Here is a 22,705-nt window from a genome sequence, read left to right as displayed (position 1 = left end):
TTGCGTTGCTTAGAGGGGTGCGGTGGTGGGGTGGTCCCGTCACGAGCCGCACCAGAGCGGGCCACATCTGAAGAGGAGGGTCGACGAAGAGCGTGTCGACTTGACCCTCCTCTTCAGATGCAGCAAGGGCTGAGGTGCGACTCGTGACGGGACCACCCCACCCTGACCGCTTGGTAAAGACGGCTCGCCTTCGGCGTCGCGGTTGAGCTGGCGGTCTGTGGTGTTGCGGGCGATCAGGTCGGCTCGCCTTCGGCGTCGCGTGCGATCGGGCTCTTACCGCGAGGCCTGACTGCGATGCGGCCCTGGGTCGGGGCGCGTGCTGTTTCGCTTGAGGTTCAGCACCCAACTCACCCCGCCAGCCCACCGCGCCAACTCACCCGCCGGGCCCACCACCCCCGCTTGCCCCACCACTGTCTCGCGCTGTCCTGCCGCGTTCCGCCGCGCTGGGCCGCGCCTCGCCCGGCCCGCCCCGCTGCGCCCACCCCGCCCCGCCCCGCCGCTGCGCCCCGCCGCGGCCTCGCCTTCTCTCGTTCTGGCTGCCGCGGTCCTGCCTTGCCGCGCCCCGCCTCGTCCGGTCGCCGCCTAGCGCCCCTTTGACCTCGTCGGAGTGTCAGACCTGCTCTGTACGTTGGGTCGCGGGGGACTCTGTGCCAGGGGGTACCCCTGCGTCAGCCTGCCTGCCCTCCCGCGAAAGGGAGGAGCCCCCGGCGGGTGGCACCGGGGGCTCCTGGGTGGTGCGGCTGGTATCAGATGTCGAGCGTCCACGAGTCGATGTGGCCCGTGTCCTGGCGGTAGAGGTCGCGGACTCGCAGCTGCCAGGTGCCGTTGGCGTCCTCTGCGGACACGTTCACGGCGTAGGTGGCGTTGAGGTCGTCAGCGCTGTCTGAGCCGTTGCTGACCTTCAGGACCTTCACGATGCCCGAGGGGGAGATCAGGGCCAGCTCCAGGTCGCCTCGGTAGGTGTGCTTGATGGCCACCTTCACGGAGCCGGTGGTGCTGGCCTTGCCGTTGCAGTCGGCGATCGTGATCGGGGACTTCACCTCGCTGGCGTCCGGGATGGCGGTGTCGGTGTCGTTGGTGATCGCGGGGCACTGGCCGGGCGGGTTGCCGGGGGCCGTGCCGGTGATCTGGAGGAGTTTGTTCGGGGAGCCGGTGCCGGGACTGGTGACCACGTCGGAGCTGGCGTTCTCCACCAGGGCGTCGCGGACCTGTTGCGGGGTTGCCGTCGGGGACGAGCCCAGGTAGACGGCTGCTGCGCCTACTACGTGCGGGGTGGCCATCGAGGTGCCGCTGATGGTGTTGGTGGCGTCGTCGTTCGTGAGCCAGGCGCTCGTGATGTCGCGGCCCGGCGCGAAGATGTCGAGGCAGGTGCCGAGGTTCGAGAACGAGCTGCGGGCGTCGGTGCGGTCCGTTGAGCCCACGGTGATTGCGTCCGGGGTGCGGGCCGGGGACGTGTTGCAGGCGTTGCCGCCGTTGTCGTTGCCGGCTGCCAGGCCGTAGGTGACGCCTGCTGCGATGGAGCGCGCTACGGCGTCGTCGACGGTCTGGTTGGCGCCGCCGCCCAGGGACATGTTCGCCACCGCGGGCTTGCGGGCCGGGTTGGCCTGGACGTCGGCGGTGACCCAGTCGATGCCCGCGATGACGCCTGCGAAGGTGCCGCTGCCGGAGCAGTTCAGGACTCGGACGGCTACCAGCTTCACGTCCTTCGCGACGCCGAACTTCGTGCCGCCCACGGTGCCCGCGACGTGGGTTCCGTGGCCGTTGCAGTCCGAGGCGTCGGCGTCGTTGTCGACGGTGTCGGCGCCGGACACCGCGCGGCCGCCGAAGTCGGTGTGGGTGAGGCGGATGCCGGTGTCGATGATGTACGCGGTGACGCCCGCGCCGCGGTTCGGGTAGGTGTAGCTGTTGTCCAGCGGGAGCGTGCGCTGGTCGATGCGGTCGAGGCCCCACGACGGGGTCGGGGCCTGCGTGTCGGAGATGCGGACTTCGCCGTCCTGTTCGACGTAGGCGACTGCCGGATCTGCTGCCAGGCGCTTGGCCTGGGTTTCGGACATCTGCGCCGAGAAACCGCGCAAAGCGGACTTGTACGAGTGCTTCACCTTCGCGCCGTACTTAGCGCTGAGGCTGTCCACGCTTGACGTGCTCATGTCCTTCAGGACGACGATGTAGTGGTCCTTGACCGCGTTGGACGCACCGAGGTTGCGAATCTCCCCCTCGGGCGCAGCGGTGGCGGAGACGGACGACAGGACGAGCGCAGTGCCCGCCACCAGCCCGATTCCAGCCGCTCGTCTGGCCCACGATTCTCCCATAGCAGCAAGCTCCCTCGTCGCAGGGTTGTGCAGGTGAGAGTTTTCTTAGTGGCGCGGACTGATTTCGCACAAGAAGGTCCACGAAATTGCCTTCGAATGCCGAATCAACAGATTTGCCTGATCATGTGAATTAGTTGGTGCAGCTGATCTATTTACAAAACAATTGCGCCCCGAACGGTTGTCCGTTCGGGGCGCAAGTTTCGCCTATTTCGCCGAGCGTCTCAATCGCCTCTGCGGACGGCTCCCAGGATCTGCTGTTCGGCCGGGGTCGTGTAGAGGCGCAGGTGCGCCCACATGTCCTGGCCCATCGCGATGACCTGGTCGTCCTTGAGCTGGGTGAGCTGCTGGAACATCTGCGGGCGCAGGCGCCACATCTGACCGGCGAGCTGCGCCTGGCCCATCGGGAGGCGCTGCAGGAGCACGAGGTCCGCGTTGTTCGCCGTGGACGACGCCTGCGGGTGCAGGTACGGCAGCACGTACATCGTGGTCTGCCACGGTGCGCGCGGCGGGAACAGCTCCTGCGGGACGTGGCCGCCGTCGTGGATCACCAGCAACGGCATGTCCTCGGTCGGGCGCGGGAGGTCCGCCGGGGACAGGCGGCGCAGCTGCACCAGCTGAGACGGACGGCCGTCCGGGCCTTGGCCCGCGGCGCGCACGACCGGCTGCCACGCCTGAGGGCGGCCCGTCGCGATGATGATCCACGCTCCGGTCGCCATGGCGCGCAACGCGATCTGGCGGGCCAGGTACAGGCCGCCGACGACCACCATGCGGGTCGGCGTCGGGCGCAGCACGGACACGCTGAGCGGCTCGCCCTTCGTGCCCTGGCCGAGCATCATGCCGCCGCGGTCGCCGCTGGGGCTGACCAGGTCGAGCATGTTCGGCGACACCAGGAACTCCGGTGCCACCGCGCCTCGGCCGCGCGTGTCGAGCAGACGGGACGACGAGCTCATGCCACACCTCCCAGCGGCAGCGTCGCGGCGAGGCCCGCGAGCTGCATGCCCCGCAACGGGGTCAGCGTGATGTCGAGCTTGTCACCCAGCTTGGACAGCTGGTCCTCGGCGCGGTCCAGCTCGCTCGGCGTGCGGGCGCTCACCCGCACCAGGCCGCGCAGCGAGACCTGACCGTCCTCGCGGGACGGCGAGATGGACATCGCGAGCGTCGACGAGAGAGCGCGCACACCGGTCAGCGAGTTCAGGTTGCCCTTGAGGCCCTTGGACGGCCAGCCGGTGATCGCGTAGCTGGCGTGACCGACGCCACCCGCGGTGACGCCCGACCACTTCTCCCGCAACGACACCGGGTTCGTGTTGCCGACGGCTGCGGTGAGCTCGGCCGACGAGATCGCCGCGCGCAGCAGCTCGTCCGAGTCGAGTGGACGGATCGTGACGCCCGCGGACTCCAGGGCGTTGCGGACGCGGGACAACGCACCGATCAGTGCCCGGTGCGCGCCGACGACGCCGCCGCCGCGCTCGCGGATCGCCTCGCCGCAGCGGCGCGGGTCCAGCCGGACTGTGATCCACGTGGTGCGCCGGGCCGCCGCGGGCAGCGGGCCGAGCACCTCCATGTACGAGCTGACGGCCGGCGAGTTCGGCGGAAGTGCCGCGCTGCCGGGGTAGCAGTGCCAGATCACGGTGATCGCGTCGAGCACGACACCGCGGTCCTCCAGGCAGGGTGTGAGCGCTCCCAGGGGCAGCGACGGGGCCGAGCCGACCGCGGAGATCAGCGGCGGCGTCGGGTCGACCAGCAGCACGGCGGTCCACACGCCGTCGTGCCACGACAGCGCGAGCGGGCGGCGTTCGTGGTCGACGCCCTTCGCGATCACCAGGTCCGGGATCGCGAGGCGCAGCAACGCGACGCGCGGGTCCTCCGGGCCGAGCACCTGCATCTCGTCGTCACCGGGCTTGGACTCCTGCGACTCCACGCGCTTCGCGGTGCGGCTGTGCGACCGGAAGTTGTAGCGCAGCCGGACGCCGATCCACTGGGTGAGCCAGCGGCCACGCGATCGGGTGAACGCCAGGATCAGTGCGACGAGGAGCACACCGCCGGCGATCGAGACGGAGACGACGTTCAGCGCGCCGGCGTCGTTCTTCACGCCCATGATCGTGAGCACGAGGAGGGCGATGGCGAGACCGACCTCGATCGTGACTACGTTCGAGACGGGCAAAGAGCCGAGGCTCACGCCGGCGGCTCTGCGACGGACACGCCCGACCGGACGCGGAGGCGCGGGTGCCTGCTGGCCAGGACCTGCGGGTCCCTGCGGCGGCCGTGCCATCCCTGGGTTGGGCCGGGGCGGATGTGGAGTGGTCACGGACATCCGTTGTGGTCTCTTTCCCCTCGATGGTCGGTGGGCTTGGCGAACCGGCCCACGGAGCAACCTGCGTCCGGCTATCCTGCCGAACCGTACCGCGACTGGGAGAGCAGCGAGCCGAGAATGGCATCAACACCCACGACCAAGGCACAGGTCCAGGCCTACCAATTCGTCCTGAAGCGGATGCAGTCAGCTCTTGTCCGCAGAGACGCGGTGATGCTGCATGACCCCATGAGCATCCACTCGCGCGCTACAGCGGTGGGTGTGGTGCTGGGCGTCCTCGGTCTGATCGTGTTCCTCGTGATCGGGCTCTTCAGCCCGGCGCCGAGGCTCGACGACGAGACGCAGATCGCCATCAGCAAGGAGACCGGCCAGGTCTACGTCGTCGACAGCTCGCCGCGGCGGCTGATCCCGATGACGAACCTGGCGTCGGCCCGGCTGCTCTGGCTCTCGCGCAACAGCCCCGACGCGCAGCAGGGCCAAGGCGGTGGCGACGCACCGGCCGGCACGGCGGGCGCCCCGGCGGAGGCGGCCGGCGGCACCCCGAAGCTCGTGAGCGAGAAGGCCCTGGCGAACCTGCCGCGCGGCAGGCTCACCGGTCTGCCGGACGCGCCGGACGTGTTGCCGAAGCAGGACCTCCGCATCGACGCGCAGTGGTCGGTCTGCGACACCCTCCAGCTGGACAAGTTCCGCGAGGACCAGGCGGCGGAGAACCAGATCAAGACCTCCGTGATCGCGGGCGTGAGCGGTGGCAACCCGGACCTGGGCGGCGAGGCGGTGCTGGTCCAGCAGCGCACGGGCGCGAAGAAGGCGTACCTGATCTACAAGACGCCGCAGTCCCTGCGGGACATCTCGTCGTCGACGGTCCGCGCCGAGGTGGACCTGAAGAACGACAAGGCTCTCAACGCCCTCAAGCTGAAGAACAAGAAGCCCCGTGCGATCAGCACGGCGTTGCTGAACGCGATCCCCGAGGTCGCTCCGCTGACCGCGCCGGTCATGCCGAACCAGGGCAAGCCGGCGACGTACGTCACCGAGACCAAGGTCAACATCGGTGAGGTCGTCCAGGTCGAGCGGCAGAACGGCTTCGAGTCCATGGTCGCGCTGGAGGACGGCTTCCAGACCGTCGAGGAGACCGTCGGCGACCTGCTGCGCTGGGCGTACTCGAACAACCGGCAGGCCATCAAGCTCTCGCCGAGCGCGATCGCGGACCACCGGGACCCGAAGAACCCGCTCGCTCTCGACTCGTACCCGACCAAGATCCCGACCACGCTCGAGCCGAACGCCAACAACGTCGTGCTGTGCCTCGGCTGGAAGGCCGAGAACGTCGCCGCGGACAACCGGGCCGAGCACACCTCGGTGACGATCGGTTCCGCGCTGCCGGGCCCGAAGGAGATGACCCCGGCCGAGCTCGGTTCGCCGGGCGCGGGTGGCGAGATCATCGACCAGTTCCTGATGCTGCCGGGCAAGGCCGCCGTCGTGCGGGCGAGCCAGGGCAAGAACGACTTCGGGACCGGCCCGGTGCAGATCGTCACGGGCCGCGGTGTCCGCTACGGCGTCCCGGACGGGGCGACGGCGACGGCGCTGGGGCTCGACGGGAGCTTCCCACCGGCACCGAACCAGATCCTGAGCCTGCTGCCGATGGGGCCGCAGCTCAACAAGAACGAGGCGAACCGAAGCTACGACTCCATCCCGGCGCCCAAGGGCACCATCAAGGATCCGCAGGCGGTTCAGCAGAAGTAGCGGAACCGCTCCGGGTGCATCACCGTCGAATGCGGACAAAGCGTGGTGGTGGTCGCTGACCGCCACCGCGCTCAGCACCCGGAGTGTCGTAGGGGGACTAGCTGTGGCCGGTCGTATCAGCGTCGATGCCGAGTGGTTGGAGAAGTACGCCGACCGCATCGACGGGACGACGGATGACCTGAGGCGGGTGCGGGACGCCATGAAGGTGTCCCCGCTGCGCCCGCAGTCGTTCGGCGAGATCGGCAGAACCGTCGGTACCGCTCAGGGGTACGCGCGTGCGGCCGAGTTGCTCAACTCGCAGCTGGCCCGCGCCTGTGACGCGCTCGAGGCGGCCTCCAAGGGACTGCACGCCGTCGCGAAGCAGTACGGGCAAGGCGACGAGGAAAGTCTGCGGGCCATCAAGAAGGCCGACCGGCGGTACGGGGAGCTGTGATGGCCAAGGACGGCAAGCAGATCGCGGCAGAGGTCGGTCCCGAGCTCGACTACCTCTCGAAGGTCAGCCGCAAGCTCGGGGTCGTGGACCTCGTGCACGACTTCTTCGACCCGCTGGTGGGCGACTGGAACGACCTGCGCGAGGAAGCCGAACGCTGGCGCAAGGCCGCGAAGGTGACCGAGGCGGTCAACAACCACGTCTCGGCGCCGCTGGGCGGAGTCGACGCGCGGTGGCAGGGCAAGGACGCCGACGCGTTCCTCGAGCACATGCGCAAGGTGGGGCTCGCGGGCGGCGACATGTCCGACGCGATGAACGCCATGGCGGACGCGCTGGAGGAGACCGCGGACGGCGTTCGCGTCATCGTGCAGGACATGGCGCACGTGCTGGCCGATGCCGCCGACTCGGTGTCCGGCACGGCCGCGCTGCCGCTGGACGGCGACCAGCGCGCCATCAGGCACATCGAGGAGCTCAAGGACCCCGTCCGCGAACTGCACGAGTCCGCGCGGCAGGTGCTGGAGGCGTTCCTGAAGCTGTGCGACGGGGTTTCCGGCGAGGCCGGCGGCTTCGGTGCCGTGCGGATGGAGCACGAGTACCCCGAGCAGAACTGGACCTACACGGCGCCCGCCAAGCCCGAGACCACGACGCCCGAACCGGCCAGGGCTTCGGCCACCGCCGCCGCGGGCACGGGTGCGTCGCCGGGCGGCTCGGTCGGCGGCGGTGGTGGCGGTGTCGGCGGAGGAGTCGGCGGTGGGGTCGGCTCGGTCGGCGCGCCTGCTGCCGCGGCCCAGCAGCCGATGCAGTTCGGAGGCGCCACAGGCGTCGCTGAGCAGGTTCCGCTGGCGGACAAGGGTGCTGGGGCGGCTCAGCCCGCCGCGGCCGCTGGTGGCCGTTCTGGGGCCCCTGCCGGCGGCATGATGGGCGGCATGGCGCCGATGATGGGTGGCATGAGCGGCGGGCAGCAGGGCGGCGACAAGGAGCACAAGCCGAAGCAACGGCTCACCGGCTCGATCGAGGACCTGCTCGGCAAACCCAAGAAGGCCGCGCCGAAGACGATCGGCGACGACGACTGAAGCTCCTGCCCGACAACGGAAATGGCCCCGCCGGTGATCCGGCGGGGCCATTTCGCTCTGCTGCGAGCGCTAGGCGGGCTGCTTGCGCTTGCGGTTGAGCGAGTTGCGGATGAACAGCGTCAGCATCAGCAGTGCGCCACCGACACCGATGCCGCTCAGCGCCACGATGATCGGCGGCCAGTCGAGCCCAGCCGGCGGGGTGACGTTCGTGCTCATCACCTTCGGCTCCGCGGCCGTGAACCCGGCCGCTTCACCGGGCAGCACCGCGGTCAGCGCGGCGACCGGGTTGACCATGCCGAAGCCGACCTTGTTGTCCTTGCCGGACACGTTGCCGGGGTGCAGGGCCGTGGCCTTGAGGCGGTCCATCACCTGACGCGCCTTGAGGTTCGGGAACCGCTCGCGCACCAGCGCCGTGATGCCCGCGACGTACGGGGACGCGAAGCTCGTGCCCTTGATGTCCTGCACGCCCTGCGCGGTGACGTTCGCGTTCGTCAGGCCGGTGCCCTTGGGGTCGACGGAGATGATCTCCTCGCCCGGTGCGGCGATGCTGACCCACGGACCCCAGACGCTGAACGACGAGACGTCGCCGGAGCGCGCGATCGACCCCACCGACAGCACGTCGTCGGCGAACCACGCCGGCGACGACACCGAGTTGACGTTGGTCGGGTCCAGGTTGTTGTTCTGGGCGCCGCAGCCGGTTCCCTGGTCGCTCAGGTTGCCGGCGGCCGTGACGATCACCGCGTCCTTGACGTCGACGGCGTACCGGATCGCGGCCTGCAGCTTCTGGTCGTCCGCGCTGAAGCCCTTGGGAGAGCTGCAGTTCGTCAGCGAGATGTTGATGACCCTGGCGCCCTGGTTCGCCGCGCGGACGATGGCCATCGCCAGCGTGCCGACCTTGCCGGCGGAGGCGCGCTTCTCGTTGTTCGCGTCGCCCTTGAACTCGAACCGGTCGCTGGTCTGGCGGATCGCCAGGATCGTCGCTTCCGGTGCGGCGCCGACGAAGTCGCCCTCGGTCTTGGCCGCGGCGGCGACACCGGCCACCTCGGTGCCGTGGCCGTCGCAGTCGTCGGTGCCGTTCGCGTTGCCGAAGACGTACTCACCGGCGCCCTGAACCCTGCCGCCGAAGCGGGGGTTGCGCGGGTCGACACCGGTGTCGATGATCGCGATCTTGATGCCCTTGCCCTTGGCGAACCTGTGCGCCTGCTCCAGGTTCAGGTAGACCTGGCCCCAGGGCATGTACTCGATCAGTTCGCTCTTGGTGTCGGACTCCACGCACCCCTTCGAGGTGCGCTCGTACTTCACGTCCGGTGCGCCCGTGTCGGCGGGCGGCTGGGTGCCGGGCGGAAGGTCCGGCGGCACCGAGTTCGGCCGCGCGGCCGCCGGTGTGGAGGACGGCTGAGCGGAGGCCTGCGGCAGCGTCCCCGTCAGCAGAAGCAGTCCGGCGGTCGCGGCCGCCGTGGTGCGCCTGATGCCGGTCCTCATAGCGTGATCAAGCCTCGGAACACCTGGTACATGTCCATGACCGCCAGCGCCAGCGGCAGCACGGAGGCGATCAGGATCGCCTCGATGATGTCGACGGTGCGGCGCAACGGCGGCGAGAACTTCTGGCCGGGGAAGATCACACCGAGCACCAGCGCGAGCGCGCCGAGCACCAGCAGCGTGCCGAAGACGAAAGCGATGCGGTTGAACGAGGTCGACGAGATCAGCCAGCCGAGCAGGATGCCCGCGCTGGCGAACATGCCGGTCGACAGCAGAGCCACGGCCTGCGCGCCGTTCGCGTACGCCCGGCCGCGCATCATCAGCACGATCGCGACGACCACGCCGTAGATCGGGCCCCAGACCGTGTCGGCGCTCGCGGCGACGATGGCGGCCAGTGCCGCGACCACGCCGGTGCCGATGATCATGCCCGTCAGGTACTCGTGCGCGACGGCCGTGCGACGCTCGATGACCGCGTACTCCGGGAAGCCGCTGTCCTCCTTGAGGTCCTCGGCGTTCGTCGGCACGACGGGCGGCGGGATCTTGGCCAGCTGCAGCGTGAGCCTCGGCAGCATCGACAGCGCGGCGAGCGCCACGGCACCGGTCGCGGCTGCCACGCCGGACAGCGGGTGCTCGACGAACGTCGCGACGAGGAACGCCAGCGCCACGAGCGTGCCGCCGGTCGCCGCGGCGATGAACACCGTGATGCCCTGGCCGATCAACAGGATGCCGCCCCACGCGAAGATCATCATCAGCGCGGACGCGAGCAGCATCTTCGGGTTGAAGCCGACGCCGGGCACGGCGTGGAAGCCCGCGACGAACGCCAGCGGCAGCGAACCGCACGCGGCGATCAGCACGCCGGTCGACGCCGCGCTGTACGCCCGCGCGATGGTCGCACCGGCCGCCAGCATGGCGATCGCGCCGACACCACCGGCGATGGCGGCCGCGAGACCGCTGCCGGAACCGCCCTGCGTGATCGGGCCGGACAGGAACAACGCCACCGCGGACGCGATCAGCGCGAGCGCGCCGGCCAGGTGACCGAACCGCTGCGCGGTCTCCTTGGTCCACGGCCGGAAGGAGTCCGGATCGGACTCCGCGATCGCGTCGACGACGTCGTCGTACAACGGCGGCGGCGGATTCTCGTTGCGGCGCCGCAACTGCAGCAGTTCGCCGTCGACGACGCCGAGCGAAGCCAGCGTGCGCGCCGGGTCGAGCGGGTTGTCGCCGAGCTTGGCGAGGCACCAGCCACCGTGCCGCACACCGCCGTCCGGAGTGGCCTCTCTCGCCATGTCGAGCAACATGGGCAGGAGATCGGCCACCGCCACGTCGGCAGGCAGCGCGACGTCGATACGCGTTCGAGGTGCCACCACCGTGACACGGCTGAACACCGTCGTACCGGTCGCCACCAGGGCCCCCTAAGTCAGATCAGCGCTTGCAAACGATGTGCCCGACCCTATTGGTCCACCTGGACGGTTGCCGAGCGGCCCTAGTATGGCCGCACCGACGCCTCTTGCACGTGTGGTTCGCAGAACACGTTCGACTGGGTTTTTTTCCGACCCACCTTCGTGACGCGCGCGGATGCGCAATAGTGTCGGTTGCTACTGGTGGCGTAACGAGTCGAAGAGGTGCCTGTCAGTTGAGCACGCTGCAGTTCAAGCGAACGGCACGCCTTGCTGCTCCCCGGCCTCCGGGCGGTGAGGTCCACCTCGAACCGCCACCCGAGGTCCCCCGGATCATCCCCGGCAACATCATGATGAAGGCGATGCCCGTCGTCATGATCGTGGCGTCGATGGGCATGATGGGCATGATGCTCGTCTTCATGCCGCGGCAGCCCGCGGCGATGATCATGCCGGGCATGATGATGATCTCGACCATCGGCATGATGGCGAGCGGCATGGGCTCGGGCAAGGGCCAGAAGAAAGCCGAGATGAACGAGGACCGCAAGGACTACCTGCGGTACCTCGGCCAGATGCGCGACCGAGCCCGCGAAGCCGCCGACGAGCAGCGCGCCGAACGCGAGTGGGTGCACCCGGACCCGCAGATGCTGTGGTCGCTCGCCACCACCAGGCGCATGTGGGAACGCCGTCAGAACGACCCGGACTTCTGCCACCTGCGCGCGGGACGGGGCTCGCAGCGCCTCGCGACCCGCCTGGTGCCGCCGCAGACCGGTCCCGTCGAGGAGCTGGAGCCGATCGCGACGCTGGCGCTGCGCCGTTTCGTGCGCGCCCACTCGCTCGTGCCCGACCTCCCGATCTCCATCGCACTGCGCGGTTTCGCCGCGGTCGGCCTGCTCGGCGAGATCGAGGACCGCCGCGACCTCGCACGCGCCCTCATCGCCCAGCTCGTCACCTTCCACGCCCCGGACGACCTGCTGATCGCGGTCGTCAGCGCGGGCCGCACCAAGCAGTTGTGGGAGTGGGTGAAGTGGCTGCCGCACGCGCAGCACCCCACCGACATCGACGGCATCGGCCAGCGCCGCATGATGGCGAACTCGCTCGCCGAGATCGAGGCGATGCTGGACGAGAACCTGCGCGACCGGCAGCGGTTCACCCGCAACGCCCCGCCGCCGCCCGACCAGCCGCACATCGTGATCGTCATCGACGACGGCGACATCAGCCGCGAAGAGATGATCATCCTCGAAGAGGGTCTGGTCGGCGTCACGCTGCTGGATCTGAGCGAGTGCCTGGGCAACCTGACGGCTCGCCGCGGTCTGCGGCTCGTCGTCGAGAACAACCAGCTGGGTGCCCGTTCCGCGAGCGGTGTCGAGTGGTTCGGTGCCCCGGACCGGCTGTCCATCGTGGAGTCCGAGGCGCTCGCCCGCCGGCTTTCGCCCTACCGCATGGGCGCCGCCGGCGAGGCCGGTGGCGACTCGGGCGAGGACCCGTTGGCGATGAGCAACAACCCGCCGCTGCTCGAGTTCATGGGCATCCCCGGCGACCCGATCACGTTCGACGTGCAGCAGGCGTGGCGGCCGCGGCCCAAGCGCGACCGCTACCGCATCCCGTTCGGCATCGGTGAGCACGGCCAGGCGGTCGAGCTCGACATCAAGGAAGCGGCCGAGGACGGCATGGGCCCGCACGGCCTGTGCATCGGCGCGACCGGTTCCGGCAAGTCGGAGTTCCTCCGCACGCTGGTGCTCGGTCTGCTGGCCTCGCACTCGTCGACGGCGCTCAACATGATCCTCGTCGACTTCAAGGGTGGTGCGACGTTCCTCGGTCTGGACAAGGCACCGCACGTCGCCGCCACGATCACCAACCTCGCCGGCGACCTCAGCCTGGTCGACCGCATGAAGGACGCCATCGAGGGCGAGGTGTCGCGTCGTCAGGAGGTCCTGGCGAAGGGCAACTACAAGAACGTCTGGGACTACGAGAAGGCCCGTGAGAACGGCGCCCAGCTCGACCCGCTGCCCGCGCTGTTCATCTGCATCGACGAGTTCTCCGAGATGCTGACGGCGAAGCCGGACTTCATCGACATCTTCCTCCAGATCGGTCGTGTCGGCCGGTCGCTGCAGATGCACATGCTCCTCGCGTCGCAGCGGCTCGAGGAAGGCAAGCTGCGCGGTCTGGACACGTTCCTCTCGTACCGGATCGGTCTGAAGACGTTCAACGCGGCGGAGTCCCGTGCGGCGATCGGTGTGCCGGACGCCTACGAGCTGCCGCCGATCCCGGGCTCGGGTTACCTGAGCGTGCAGGGCATGCCGCTCACCAGGTTCAAGGCGCTCTACGTCTCGGGCACCTACCGGCCCGCGGGCATGCAGTCCGCCGGTGAGTCGGTGGCCGTGCGCAGCGACAAGCGCCCGCGCTTCTTCGTGCCGGACTTCATCGAGATCCCGAAGGAGCCGGAGCGCCCGCTCGAGCCGGTCAAGGTCGCGGAGCCGGTCAAGGAGGACGCGAACGAGCCGACCCAGCTCGAGCTCATCGTCGACCGCCTCGTCGGTCAGGGCCCGCCCGCGCACGAGGTGTGGCTGCCGCCGCTCAACGAGCCGCCGACGATGGACACGATGCTGCCGCCGCTCGACGTGACCCCGGACCGCGGTCTCACGTCACCCGGCTACCCGGCCAACAGCACGCTGCAGATCCCGGTCGGCATCGTCGACAAGCCGTTCGAGCAGCGCCGCGACCTGCTGTGGGCGGACTTCTCCGGTGCGGCCGGCCACGGCGCGGTCGTCGGTGGTCCGCAGTCCGGCAAGTCGATGATGCTCAGGACGATCATCGCGTCGATGGCGCTCACCCACACGCCGGAGGAGGTGCAGTTCTACTGCATCGACCTCGGTGGTGGTTCGCTCGCCGCGATGGAGGACCTGCCGCACGTCGGTGGCTTCGCCGGTCGTCTCGACGTCGACAAGGTCCGCCGCATGGTGGCCGAGCTGCAGACGCTGATCTCGGAGCGCGAGCTCCGCTGGCGCGACCAGCGCATCGAGCTGGCCGAGTTCCGCAACCGCAAGCGTCGCGGTGAGATCAAGGACGACGCGTTCGGCGACGCCTTCCTGATCGTCGACGGCTGGATGAACTTCCGCCAGGAGTTCGAGATGGTCGAGCCGCAGATCCAGGCGCTCGCCGCGCAGGGTCTGTCCTACGGCGTCCACGTGATCATCGGTGCGAGCCGGTGGGCGGAGATCCGGCCCGCGATGAAGGACCTCCTCGGCACGCGCTTCGAGCTGCGGCTCGGTGACCCGAGCGAGTCCGAGGTCGACCGCAAGGTGGCGGTCAACGTGCCGCCGGGCCGTCCTGGCCGCGGCATCATCATGGACGGTTCCACCGGGCGCAGGCTGCACTACCTCGTCGGCCTCCCGCGCATCGACACCTCGCAGGACGCGAACAGCGTCACGGCGGGTATCGCGGACCTCGCGAGCAAGCTCACGGCGGGTTGGCAGGGCCCGCACGCCCCGCAGGTCCGGATGCTGCCCGACCTTCTCGACCACGGGCAGTTCATGGCCCACGTCCAGCAGACGTTCCCCAACCGCGGGCACCTCGTCCCGATCGGTGTCAACGAGGACGAGCTCGCGCCGGTCTACCTGGACTTCGACGCGGACCCGCACTTCATGGCGCTGGCGGACGGTGAGTCGGGCAAGACGAACATCCTGCGCACGATCGTCCGCGGCATCATGCAGAGCTACACCTCGTCCGAGGCGTTGATCCTGCTCGCGGACTACCGCCGCACGATGCTCGGCTTCATCGACACCGACCACCTGCTCACCTACGCGGTGTCGGGCCCGCAGTTCACGCAGAACATCCAGGAGATCAAGGGCTCGCTCGCCGGCCGCATGCCCGGCCCGGACGTCACGCAGGAGCAGCTCAAGAACCGTTCCTGGTGGAAGGGCCCCGAGGTCTTCGTCATCGTCGACGACTACGACCTGGTCGCTCCGCAGGGTGGCATCAACCCCATGCAGCCGCTGGCCGAGTTCATCCCGCAGGCCAAGGACGTCGGTCTGCACGTCGTCGTCGTCCGCCGCATGGGTGGTGCGTCCCGTGCGCTGTACGACCCGATCATGGGCAAGCTGAAGGAGATCTCGGCGCCGATCTTCATCGGTTCGGGTTCGAAGGAGGAGGGCAACATCGTCGGCAACCTCAAGCCGTCGCCGCAGCCTCCCGGCCGGGGCACGCTGGTGACCCGCAAGCACGGTCAGCAGCGCATCCAGTTCGCCTGGATCCCGCCGGACTAGAAAGTCGTCGCAACGTCTTCGTGGGTGGTCTCGCCGCAACGGCGGGGCCACCCACGAGTCGTTTCGCGGCGTGAACGGCAAAGGCCCGCGGCCGAAGCCACGGGCCCTTCCAGGTAGCAGGGGCACTACCTGCCCCCCATCCGCCGAACCCGGAACGCCGATGCGGTCAAGAGGGAGGCGACCGCACCGGCGTTCCGGATCCTGTTCGTCCGAGCCATCCCCCAGGTTGACTCCTCCGAACCGGCTGCGGAGGACTCTGCCGCACACCGCTCACGCATCGCTCACGTCTTGATGACACCGGTTCCCGGCAATGAAAAAGGCCCGCAGCCGAAGCCGCGGGCCTTCACCGAACAGCAGGGGACTGTCCGGCACCCCCCATGACCGGAGTTCCACCCGGACCGCACCACTGGGAGGGGCGGCCAGGAGGAGTTCGGCGATCGTGACATCCCCCAGAAACTCAATGTCACTCTCGTCGATCCGGCTGAGAACCACTCTGCCCGGTCGCGCTCACACTTCGGTCACACGGTGCTGGACGACCCCGGAAACTGGTGATGCGGTGCTGGTGGCCCCCCAAGAAACCCTGCCACCAGCACCGCTGAGAACCACTGTGCCCGACCCCGCTCACACTTTGCTCACACCGCGATCACACCGCGTCCGAACTGGTCGTGGAACCTGAGGGACCATTGCGAGCCGAGTACCGCGTGCTGAGGCGGGTGGTCGAGCACGCGCGCGCGGGACGGTGCACCGCCGACGGTTCCCACCGGCCGAGTGGGAGCGCGGACACCGGGACGACCGGCCTGGCTGCCTCCACTTCGGACACACGAGGCGTGCCGCGGCTGGAACGCGGCCACCTCGCCGGAGAAGCTGCGCAACCGCATCGCCGAACTCTGCTGGCCCCCGGCGAAGAACTGCGGGGTGTCGTGAGCCGGTGTCACACTCGTCCCGAGAGGACCGTGTCCTGGGGGGTGAACGTGAACGTCGAGTTCCGGGTGCTCGGCCCGCTCGAGGTGCTGGCGGACGGTGAACCGGTCTTCGTCCCAGCCGGCCGCGGCCGGGTGCTGCTCGCGACGTTGCTGTTGCGCCCCAACCGGTTCGTGTCCGTCGACGAGTTGATCGACCGGCTGTGGGACGGCGAACCGCCTACCGCCGACCGTGCGCACAAGACACTGCAGACGACGGTGTTGCGGTTGCGCCAGGCGCTCGGCGAGGCGAACCGCGTGCGCACGACCGCGGGCGGCTACCTGGTCGAGGTGGCGCCGGAGGAGCTCGACCTGCTGCGCTTCCGCGAGTTCGTGCGCGAGGGTGACTTCGCCTCGGCGACGGAACTGTGGCGCGGGCCCGCGTTGGCGAACGTGGCATCGGACGCGCTGCACCGCGAGGACGTGCCGCGCCTCGAAGACGAACGCGTCGGCGTGCTGGAGCGCCGGATCGACGCCGACCTGGACCGCGGCGAGGCCGAGCAACTGGTCGCGGAGCTGGGTGAGCTCGTGCGGCAGCACCCGCTGCGAGAGCGGTTCTGGGCGCAGCGGATGACGGCGCTGGCCCGCTCCGGCAGGCAGGCGGAGGCGCTCGAGAGCTACCGCGAGATCACCGCGCTGCTGGCCGACGAACTGGGCGTGGACCCCTCGGCGGAGCTGTCCAGGCTGCACCTCGCACTGCTCAACGGCGAGACGGAGGTGACCCGGCGCAAGGTCGTCTGCCAGCTGCCGCCCGACACCGCCGGGTTCGTGGGCAGGGCGGAGGTGCTGCGCCGGGTCGACGAGGGACTCACCGCTCCCGGCGTCCCGGTGGTCGTCCTGACCGGCGCGCCCGGTGTGGGCAAGAGCGCGCTCACGATCAAGGCCGCGCACCGGCTGCGGCACCGGTTCCCCGACGGTCAGCTCTTCGTCCGGCTCAACGGTGCCGGTGGCGATCCCCGCGACCCGTCCGAGGTGCTCGCCGAGCTGCTCGTCTCGCTGGACGTGCCCACCTCCGCCGTGCCGGACGGCGTGGAGGCGCGCAGTGCGTCCTTCCGGGCTCAGCTCGCCGACCGCTCGATGCTGGTGGTGCTCGACGACGCGGCAGGAGCCGAGCAGGTCAGGCCTCTGCTGCCGGGGACGCCGGGGTGCGCGGTGCTGATCAGCAGCAGGCAGCAGCTGGTCCAGGTCGAGGGTGTGCGGAGCCTGCGGTTGCCGCCGCTGAGCGCCGAGGACGGCGTCACCCTGCTGTCGAGCGTGCTCGGCGCGGAACGGGCGGGCACCGACCCCGCCGCGGTGAGCGCGATCGCCGGCGCGTGCGGCGGACTGCCGCTCGCACTCAGGGTGGCGGGTGCCCGTCTCGCCGCGCGTGAGTCGCTGCCCCTGCGGTCGCTGGCCCGCCGGCTGTCCGACGAACGTCATCGCCTGGACGAGCTCACCATGGGTGACCTGGAGGTGCGGGCGACCTTCGGCCCCAGCTACGAGGCGCTGCCGGAGGCCGCGGCCACGGCGTTCCGCAGGCTCGGCCTGCTCGGCGCGACGGACGTGGCCTCCTGGACGGTCGGGGTGCTGGCCGGTGGCGACGGGGAGCGGCTCGTCGAACGGCTGGTGGAGGCGAACCTGCTGGACGAGGTCGGCCTGGACGTGACCGGCGAGCCGCGGTACCGCCTGCACGACCTGCTCGCGGTGTACGCCGCCGAACTGGTGCGCGGAGAGGACGCGGAGGTCGTCAAGGCGGCCATGCGCGACTACGTCGAACTGCTGCTGACCCTCGTGGATCTGGGCATCGCACGCTGGTCGGGCGGAGACGAACTGCCGTTGCAGCCCATCACCGTGTCCACCGTGCTCGACCGGTCGGAGATCGAGCGGCTCGCGCACGACGAGCGGTTCCTGTTGGCGGAGAAGGTCAACATCGACCACGCGATCATGTACTGCCTGCGGGAGAACTGGATCCAGGAGGCCGCCAACCTCGTCGACCGCGCGTTCTTCTACCTCGACGTCTACTTCTCCCACGAGCGGGTCGTGCAGTTGCGCGAACTCCTGAGGGACGCGGCGTTCGCCGAGGGGAACGAGTTCGTCGCGTGGCGCTCGGAGCTGGACCTGCTGTACCAGCGGACCACGCGAGGGGTCACCGACGACCTGCTCGCCGGGTACTCGCGCTGTGCCGACGCGTTCGAGGCGATGGGCGCTCACGCCGAGCTTGCTTCCACGCTGGGCGCGTTGACCTACTACACGATGGTGCACACCGGGCAGCCACAGGTGGAGCTGGCCGAACGCGCGGTGGCCGCGGCACGAGCGAGCGGGGACCCGAACCTGTGCGTGGGCAATCTGCGTGAGCTGGGCACCATGCTCGCGTCCGCGGGCCGTTACGAGGAGTCGGTGCGCGTGCTGGACGAGGCGCTGGCGAGCAGCCGGGGCGGTGGCAGGCACGGCGAGGCCGCGCTGGTGCTCAGCCGGATCGCGTCGAGCGCACTGGCCGGTGGTGATCTCGCGCGGGCGGACGAGGCGTGCCGTGAGGCGCTCGATCTGATGAAGGAGCCCGGCGATGTCCGGGGCATCGCCTACTGCACCGTCCAGCTGTCCCAGATCGAGCTCGCTCTCGGTGACGCCGGGATGGCGCTGACCAACGCGGAGAAGGCGTTGTCGGTCTTCGAGGGGCTCGGCGAACGACGTGGAGCTGTGCGCGCGCTGGCGGCCGTCGCCGAGGCGGACCTCGCGCTCGGCCTGGTGCACAAGGCGATCGACGTCGCGACCACTGCCCTGGAGGACTACGCCGACGCGGGTGACGCCAACGCGGTGGAACGACTGCGGGCCGTGCTGGAGCAGGCCCGGCGAGGGGTGTGACGCGTGAGCGTCGAGTTCCGGGTGCTGGGCCCGCTCGAAGTGCTGCTCGACGGGGAGCAGGTGGCGGTTCCCGCCGGGCGGGTGCAGACGTTGCTGGCGACGTTGTTGTTGCGCCCCAACCGGTTCGTGTCGGTGGACGAGCTGGTCTCGATCGCGGGAGTGCTGCTCGACATGTCGAAGGCCCTCCGCACGCTCGGGCGCCGCGAGGAAGCGGAGACGTACATGCGCGAGTGCCTCGCCATTTCGGCCGAGATCGGTGACACCTGTTTGCAGATCCTCGGCCACTGCAACCTGGCCAGCCGGTTCAACGCGGACGGGGAGTGGGAGAAGGCGCTGGCGGAGGCTGAGATCGCTGCGCCACTGGCCGCCCGGCACGGTGACGAGTTCCTCTCGATCCGTGTGCGGGCCTACCGCGCGGCCGCGCTCGCCGGGTGGGGGCAGGTACGCGGAGGCCGAACCCGAGCTGCGAGCGGTCGTGGAGTTCATGAGGAGCGTCAACGACATCGACGGGGTGACCGACGGCCTGGGGCTGATCGGCGAGGTCCTGGTCGGCCAGGGCAGGGTCGGCGAAGCCGCAGCCGCCTGGCAGGAAGCCGCCGACATCCATCGGTCGAGAAACGACCCCCGGGCCGACGTGGTGGCCGCGCGCGTGGCGGCGCTGGGCTGAAATCGGACACGGCGACCTTCGTCATCCGTGTCGTCCAGCTCAGTCGCATCGGGTAAGCATGTGCGCGGAAAGAGGGGAAGGTGCATGAGCCTGCACGTCGCGGTCGACTTCGGCACGTCGAGCACCTGTGTGGCGATCTCCGCGCACGGGCGGGAGCCGCAGGTCGTCGTGTTCGACGGCCAGCCGCTCGTGCCGTCCGCCGTGTTCGCCGCCGCCGACGGCACGTTGTTCGTCGGCCAGGAGGCCGAACGCCAGGCGGCGGTCGATCCCGCGCGCTACGAGCCGCACCCGAAGCGCCGTGTCGACGAGGGGGAGTTGCTGCTCGGCAGCACCGTGCTGCCCGTTGTGGACGTTGTGCGGGCGGTGCTGGCACGGGCCGTGGGAGAAGCACGGCGCGTTGGCGGCGGAGCGCCTGTCGACCTCCTCGTCCTCACCCACCCCGCGGACTGGGGCACCGTCCGCACCCGCGTCCTGCTGCAGGCGGCCCGCGGGCTCGGCCGCGAGGTGGTGCTGGTGCCCGAACCCGTCGCCGCCGCCGTCTTCCACTCCGCGAGCCACTCCATTCCGGACGGTGCCGCACTCGCCGTGCTCGATCTCGGCGGCGGCACGGTCGACGCCAGCGTGGTGGCGCGGGCGGGCAAGAGCTTCCGGGTGCTGTCCGCGAAGGGCGACCCGAGCTTCGGCGGCGCGGACATCGACCAGGCGTTGCTCGACCACGTCGGCGGACTGGTCGCGGCCAAGGACCCCGAGGCGTGGCGGCAGCTCGTCGAGGGTCGTGAGATGGCCGACCGGCGCAAGCGGCGGGTGCTGCGGCAGGACGTGCGGGGCGCCAAGGAGACGTTGTCGCGGCACGCCTACACCGACGTGCCGATGCCGCCGCCGTTCCCCGACGCGCACGTGACGCGCTCCGATCTGGAGCAGCTGATCGCCGAGCCGATCAGCCGGGCGGCCGCGCTCGCCGGTGCCGCGGTCCGCGACGCCGGTCTCGCGCCCCATCAGCTCGCCGGGGTGTTCCTGGTCGGCGGGTCCAGCCGGATCCCGCTGGTCGCGCGCATGGTGCACGAGCAGATCCGCGTGGTGCCGACGAGCATCGACCAGCCGGAGACCGTGGTGGCCCGCGGTGCGCTGCGAGCGGTCAGCCTCGATCCGGAACGGACCGGTGGCGTGGCCAAGGCGCCCCAGCCCAAAGGTCCTTCAGGTGAGGTGACTCACAACCTGCGGGTCGGCGACGAGGCCACCCGCAAGATCACCCGCCGGATCACGCCCCCGCCGCCGGGGCAGTTCCCCACGTCGTTCCCCCTGGCCTCGCCGCCGCCTCCGCCGCGCAGGAGCAAGGCGCCGTTGTTCATCGCGATCGGTGCCGTGATCGTGCTCGCGGCCGCCGGCGTCGGCGGTTACTTCTGGCTGAAGCCCGGCGACGAGAAGCAGCCGACTCCTCCCGCCGACCAGATCGCCATCTACGACTACAGCTTCACGCGGCCGGACGGGTGGGAGCAGACGGGCGGTGCCGCCCCCGACCGGCAGGTGCTCCTGCAACCGATTGATCGCAAGAATTCCGATAGCAAACAACCCGATGCCCGTATTGCTGTGCAGGAGCAAACACTTAAGTACAACAGCGACTCGGATCGCACCCGCGCACTGAGTGAGTTGAAGAACACGTATCAGCAACGCAAGGAGAAAGGCGACGAGGTCGCCGACTTCTCCGAAGACACCACATTTGCGGGGAAGTCTGTTGTTCACTATCGCGAAGTGGTCGGGACGACCGGTGTCGACTGGTACATCCAGTTCGCGGGCGAGCACCAGGTGAGCGTGGGCTGCCAGGCGACGGAAACCACCGAAGCCCAGGTCCGCACCGCCTGCGAGCAGGTCGTCCGCTCACTCGTCATCAAGCCGTAGCCGCAAACGTCAGGGAGTCGCCGATGTCCGCCACCGAGGTCCTCGCCCGGTTCCGCGCCGAGGTCGGAGCAGCGGTCACCCGCGCCCGTCGCGCGTCGGGTGAGATCGGTGAACGCAACGCCAAGCTGCGGGAACGCACACGTGACCTGGCGGCGCAGGCCCGTGAGCGCAAGGTCGATCCCGGTGCTCAGACCACCCCGGACGACCTCCGGAACGCCTCCGCCGGGTTCCGTGCCGACCGCGGTCTGGCCGTCGAGCAAGTGCCGGACGCCGCCGAACTGACCGCTCCCGCTTCCGTTCCAGTTGAGACGGAACCGGCCACTCTCGGTTCTTCGGCCGTCGCCGGTCCGAGTGGTCGGCTTCCTCGTGTGAGTGACGATGACGAGGACTTTTCGCAGTCGCGAATCCTCTACTGACCCTCGGTTTCACCCGGAGCCGTTTACTAGCGCAACTACTTCCAAAGAAGTCGCGACAGGGCGGAACCGGCATGGCAGGGTCTTGCGTCGTAAGAGGCGTACGAACCAAGAAGTACGCGACCTGAAGTTCCTTGAAGGGGGCATCTCCCAATGGCATTGGAAGTTACCGCAGCCGAGCTCGACGCCCTGGCCAAGCGCATCATCGACGTCGACCAGTCGACGCAGGGCACGCTCCGCCAGGTGCAGAACGCCGTCGACCAGGTCAGCTCCAGCTGGAAGGGCGACGCGAACACCGCCTTCATGACGCTGATGACGCGCTTCCAGGAAGACGCCAAGAAGGTCTCCGAGGCGCTGAACACCATCGCCGAGTCGATCGCGAGCTCCGCCACCGTCTACGCCACCCAGGAAGAGGACAACTCGTCCTCGATCTCCGCCCTGCAGAGCCGTCTGAACGGCTGATCCGCCGCGTTGTCGTAGCTCGCAGTACCGCAAGACCTTCTGATCTTTTTCCAAGTTTCCCAGGGGAGATGAAATGCTTCAGGTTACGTTCGCCGAGATCCAGCAGGCGGCCTCGACCATCAGCAGCTCGGCGACGCAGGTCGACGGCCAGCTCGACGAGCTCCGCAGCGAGGTCGTGAAGACCATGTCCGGCTACAGCGGTGACGCGGCTGCGGCCTACCAGGCCGCGCAGCAGAAGTGGGACGAAGCCGCTGCGGACCTGCAGAAGGTGCTCGCCGCCATCGGTGTCGCCGTGGGTCAGGCCGGCGAGGCCTACGAGTCCGCTGAGAAGAAGAACCTCAGCCGCTGGTAAGCCTGCTCGACCTCAGCTAGACCTTCGTGAGCCCCGGAACCACGTGGTCCGGGGCTCACGTACGTCCAAGGGCGGGTGCTTCGGAGGGGCCGTTTTGGTCCCGGCGCCCCCTATCCGGTA

16 protein-coding genes are annotated in these 22,705 nt (G+C 69.5%); 10 read left to right on the top strand and 6 right to left on the bottom strand.

From position 1 onward, the window contains the following. Positions 1-746: 746 nt before the first annotated feature. From SK571_RS22400 to eccE, 3 genes are all read right to left on the bottom strand, one after another. Entirely contained in the window at positions 747-2,309 is a 1,563-nt protein-coding gene (locus SK571_RS22400; protein WP_319986027.1) for a S8 family peptidase, read from the bottom strand. A 221-nt stretch (positions 2,310-2,530) separates the two neighbouring features. Next, positions 2,531-3,259, bottom strand: coding sequence for a hypothetical protein (locus SK571_RS22395; RefSeq protein WP_319986026.1), 729 nt, complete (start codon positions 3,257-3,259; stop codon positions 2,531-2,533). After that, positions 3,256-4,578, bottom strand: a complete 1,323-nt coding sequence (gene eccE, locus SK571_RS22390; RefSeq protein ID WP_406602018.1) for a type VII secretion protein EccE — start codon at positions 4,576-4,578, stop codon at positions 3,256-3,258. The genes SK571_RS22395 and eccE overlap by 4 nt, the downstream gene beginning before the upstream one ends. 159 nt (positions 4,579-4,737) lie before the next feature. Here eccE and eccB point away from each other — a divergent pair, with 159 nt between their 5' ends. The 3 genes from eccB (at position 4,738) to SK571_RS22375 (ending at position 7,857) form a co-directional block, all read left to right on the top strand. Then, on the top strand, positions 4,738-6,354 hold the full coding sequence (eccB, locus tag SK571_RS22385) for a type VII secretion protein EccB (protein WP_319986024.1): 1,617 nt from the start codon (positions 4,738-4,740) through the stop codon (positions 6,352-6,354). A gap of 103 nt (positions 6,355-6,457) precedes the next feature. Continuing rightward, positions 6,458-6,787: a type VII secretion target gene (locus SK571_RS22380; RefSeq protein ID WP_319986023.1), complete on the top strand. Its 330-nt coding sequence runs from the start codon at positions 6,458-6,460 to the stop codon at positions 6,785-6,787. Then, positions 6,787-7,857 carry a WXG100 family type VII secretion target gene (locus SK571_RS22375; protein WP_319986022.1) on the top strand — a complete coding sequence of 357 codons (1,071 nt, stop codon included), beginning with the start codon at positions 6,787-6,789 and terminating at the stop codon, positions 7,855-7,857. The genes SK571_RS22380 and SK571_RS22375 overlap by 1 nt, the downstream gene beginning before the upstream one ends. 69 nt (positions 7,858-7,926) lie before the next feature. Here SK571_RS22375 and mycP read toward each other — a convergent pair whose 3' ends face one another. After that, on the bottom strand, positions 7,927-9,339 hold the full coding sequence (gene mycP, locus SK571_RS22370; protein WP_319986021.1) for a type VII secretion-associated serine protease mycosin: 1,413 nt from the start codon (positions 9,337-9,339) through the stop codon (positions 7,927-7,929). Beyond that, positions 9,336-10,739 (bottom strand): type VII secretion integral membrane protein EccD, encoded by a 1,404-nt coding sequence (eccD, locus tag SK571_RS22365; protein ID WP_319986020.1) that lies wholly within the window; start codon positions 10,737-10,739, stop codon positions 9,336-9,338. The genes mycP and eccD overlap by 4 nt, the downstream gene beginning before the upstream one ends. Positions 10,740-10,969: 230 nt before the next feature. Between eccD and eccCa the strand changes: the two genes are divergently transcribed. After that, a complete protein-coding gene (gene eccCa / locus SK571_RS22360; RefSeq protein WP_319986019.1) occupies positions 10,970-14,995 on the top strand; it encodes a type VII secretion protein EccCa in 4,026 nt (1,341 codons plus the stop codon). Between the two features lie 632 nt (positions 14,996-15,627). Here eccCa and SK571_RS22355 read toward each other — a convergent pair. Then, complete coding sequence (locus tag SK571_RS22355) at positions 15,628-15,873, bottom strand: hypothetical protein (RefSeq protein ID WP_319986018.1); 246 nt, start codon at positions 15,871-15,873, stop codon at positions 15,628-15,630. Positions 15,874-15,966: 93 nt separating this feature from the next. On the opposite strand from SK571_RS22355, the gene SK571_RS22350 reads away from it, so the two are divergent. The 6 genes from SK571_RS22350 to SK571_RS22325 all read left to right on the top strand — a co-directional run bounded on the left by SK571_RS22350 (position 15,967) and on the right by SK571_RS22325 (position 22,585). Next, positions 15,967-18,795 carry an AfsR/SARP family transcriptional regulator gene (locus SK571_RS22350; RefSeq protein WP_319986017.1) on the top strand — a complete coding sequence of 943 codons (2,829 nt, stop codon included), beginning with the start codon at positions 15,967-15,969 and terminating at the stop codon, positions 18,793-18,795. Positions 18,796-19,192: 397 nt separating this feature from the next. Continuing rightward, positions 19,193-19,462 carry a hypothetical protein gene (locus SK571_RS22345; protein WP_319986016.1) on the top strand — a complete coding sequence of 90 codons (270 nt, stop codon included), beginning with the start codon at positions 19,193-19,195 and terminating at the stop codon, positions 19,460-19,462. 84 nt (positions 19,463-19,546) lie between these two features. Further along, positions 19,547-21,358, top strand: coding sequence for a type VII secretion-associated protein (locus SK571_RS22340; protein WP_319986015.1), 1,812 nt, complete (start codon positions 19,547-19,549; stop codon positions 21,356-21,358). A gap of 23 nt (positions 21,359-21,381) precedes the next feature. Continuing rightward, positions 21,382-21,774, top strand: a complete 393-nt coding sequence (locus tag SK571_RS22335; protein ID WP_319986014.1) for a hypothetical protein — start codon at positions 21,382-21,384, stop codon at positions 21,772-21,774. Between the two features lie 150 nt (positions 21,775-21,924). Next, entirely contained in the window at positions 21,925-22,233 is a 309-nt protein-coding gene (locus SK571_RS22330) for a WXG100 family type VII secretion target (protein ID WP_319986013.1), read from the top strand. Positions 22,234-22,306: 73 nt separating this feature from the next. Beyond that, positions 22,307-22,585, top strand: a complete 279-nt coding sequence (locus SK571_RS22325) for a WXG100 family type VII secretion target (protein ID WP_319986012.1) — start codon at positions 22,307-22,309, stop codon at positions 22,583-22,585. Positions 22,586-22,705: the final 120 nt, after the last annotated feature.

Source organism: Lentzea kristufekii (assembly GCF_033949925.1).
Lineage (GTDB): Bacteria > Actinomycetota > Actinomycetes > Mycobacteriales > Pseudonocardiaceae > Lentzea > Lentzea kristufekii.
The sequence above is the reverse complement of the archived record's forward strand: the minus strand, read 5'-3'. Positions and strand labels throughout refer to the sequence as shown.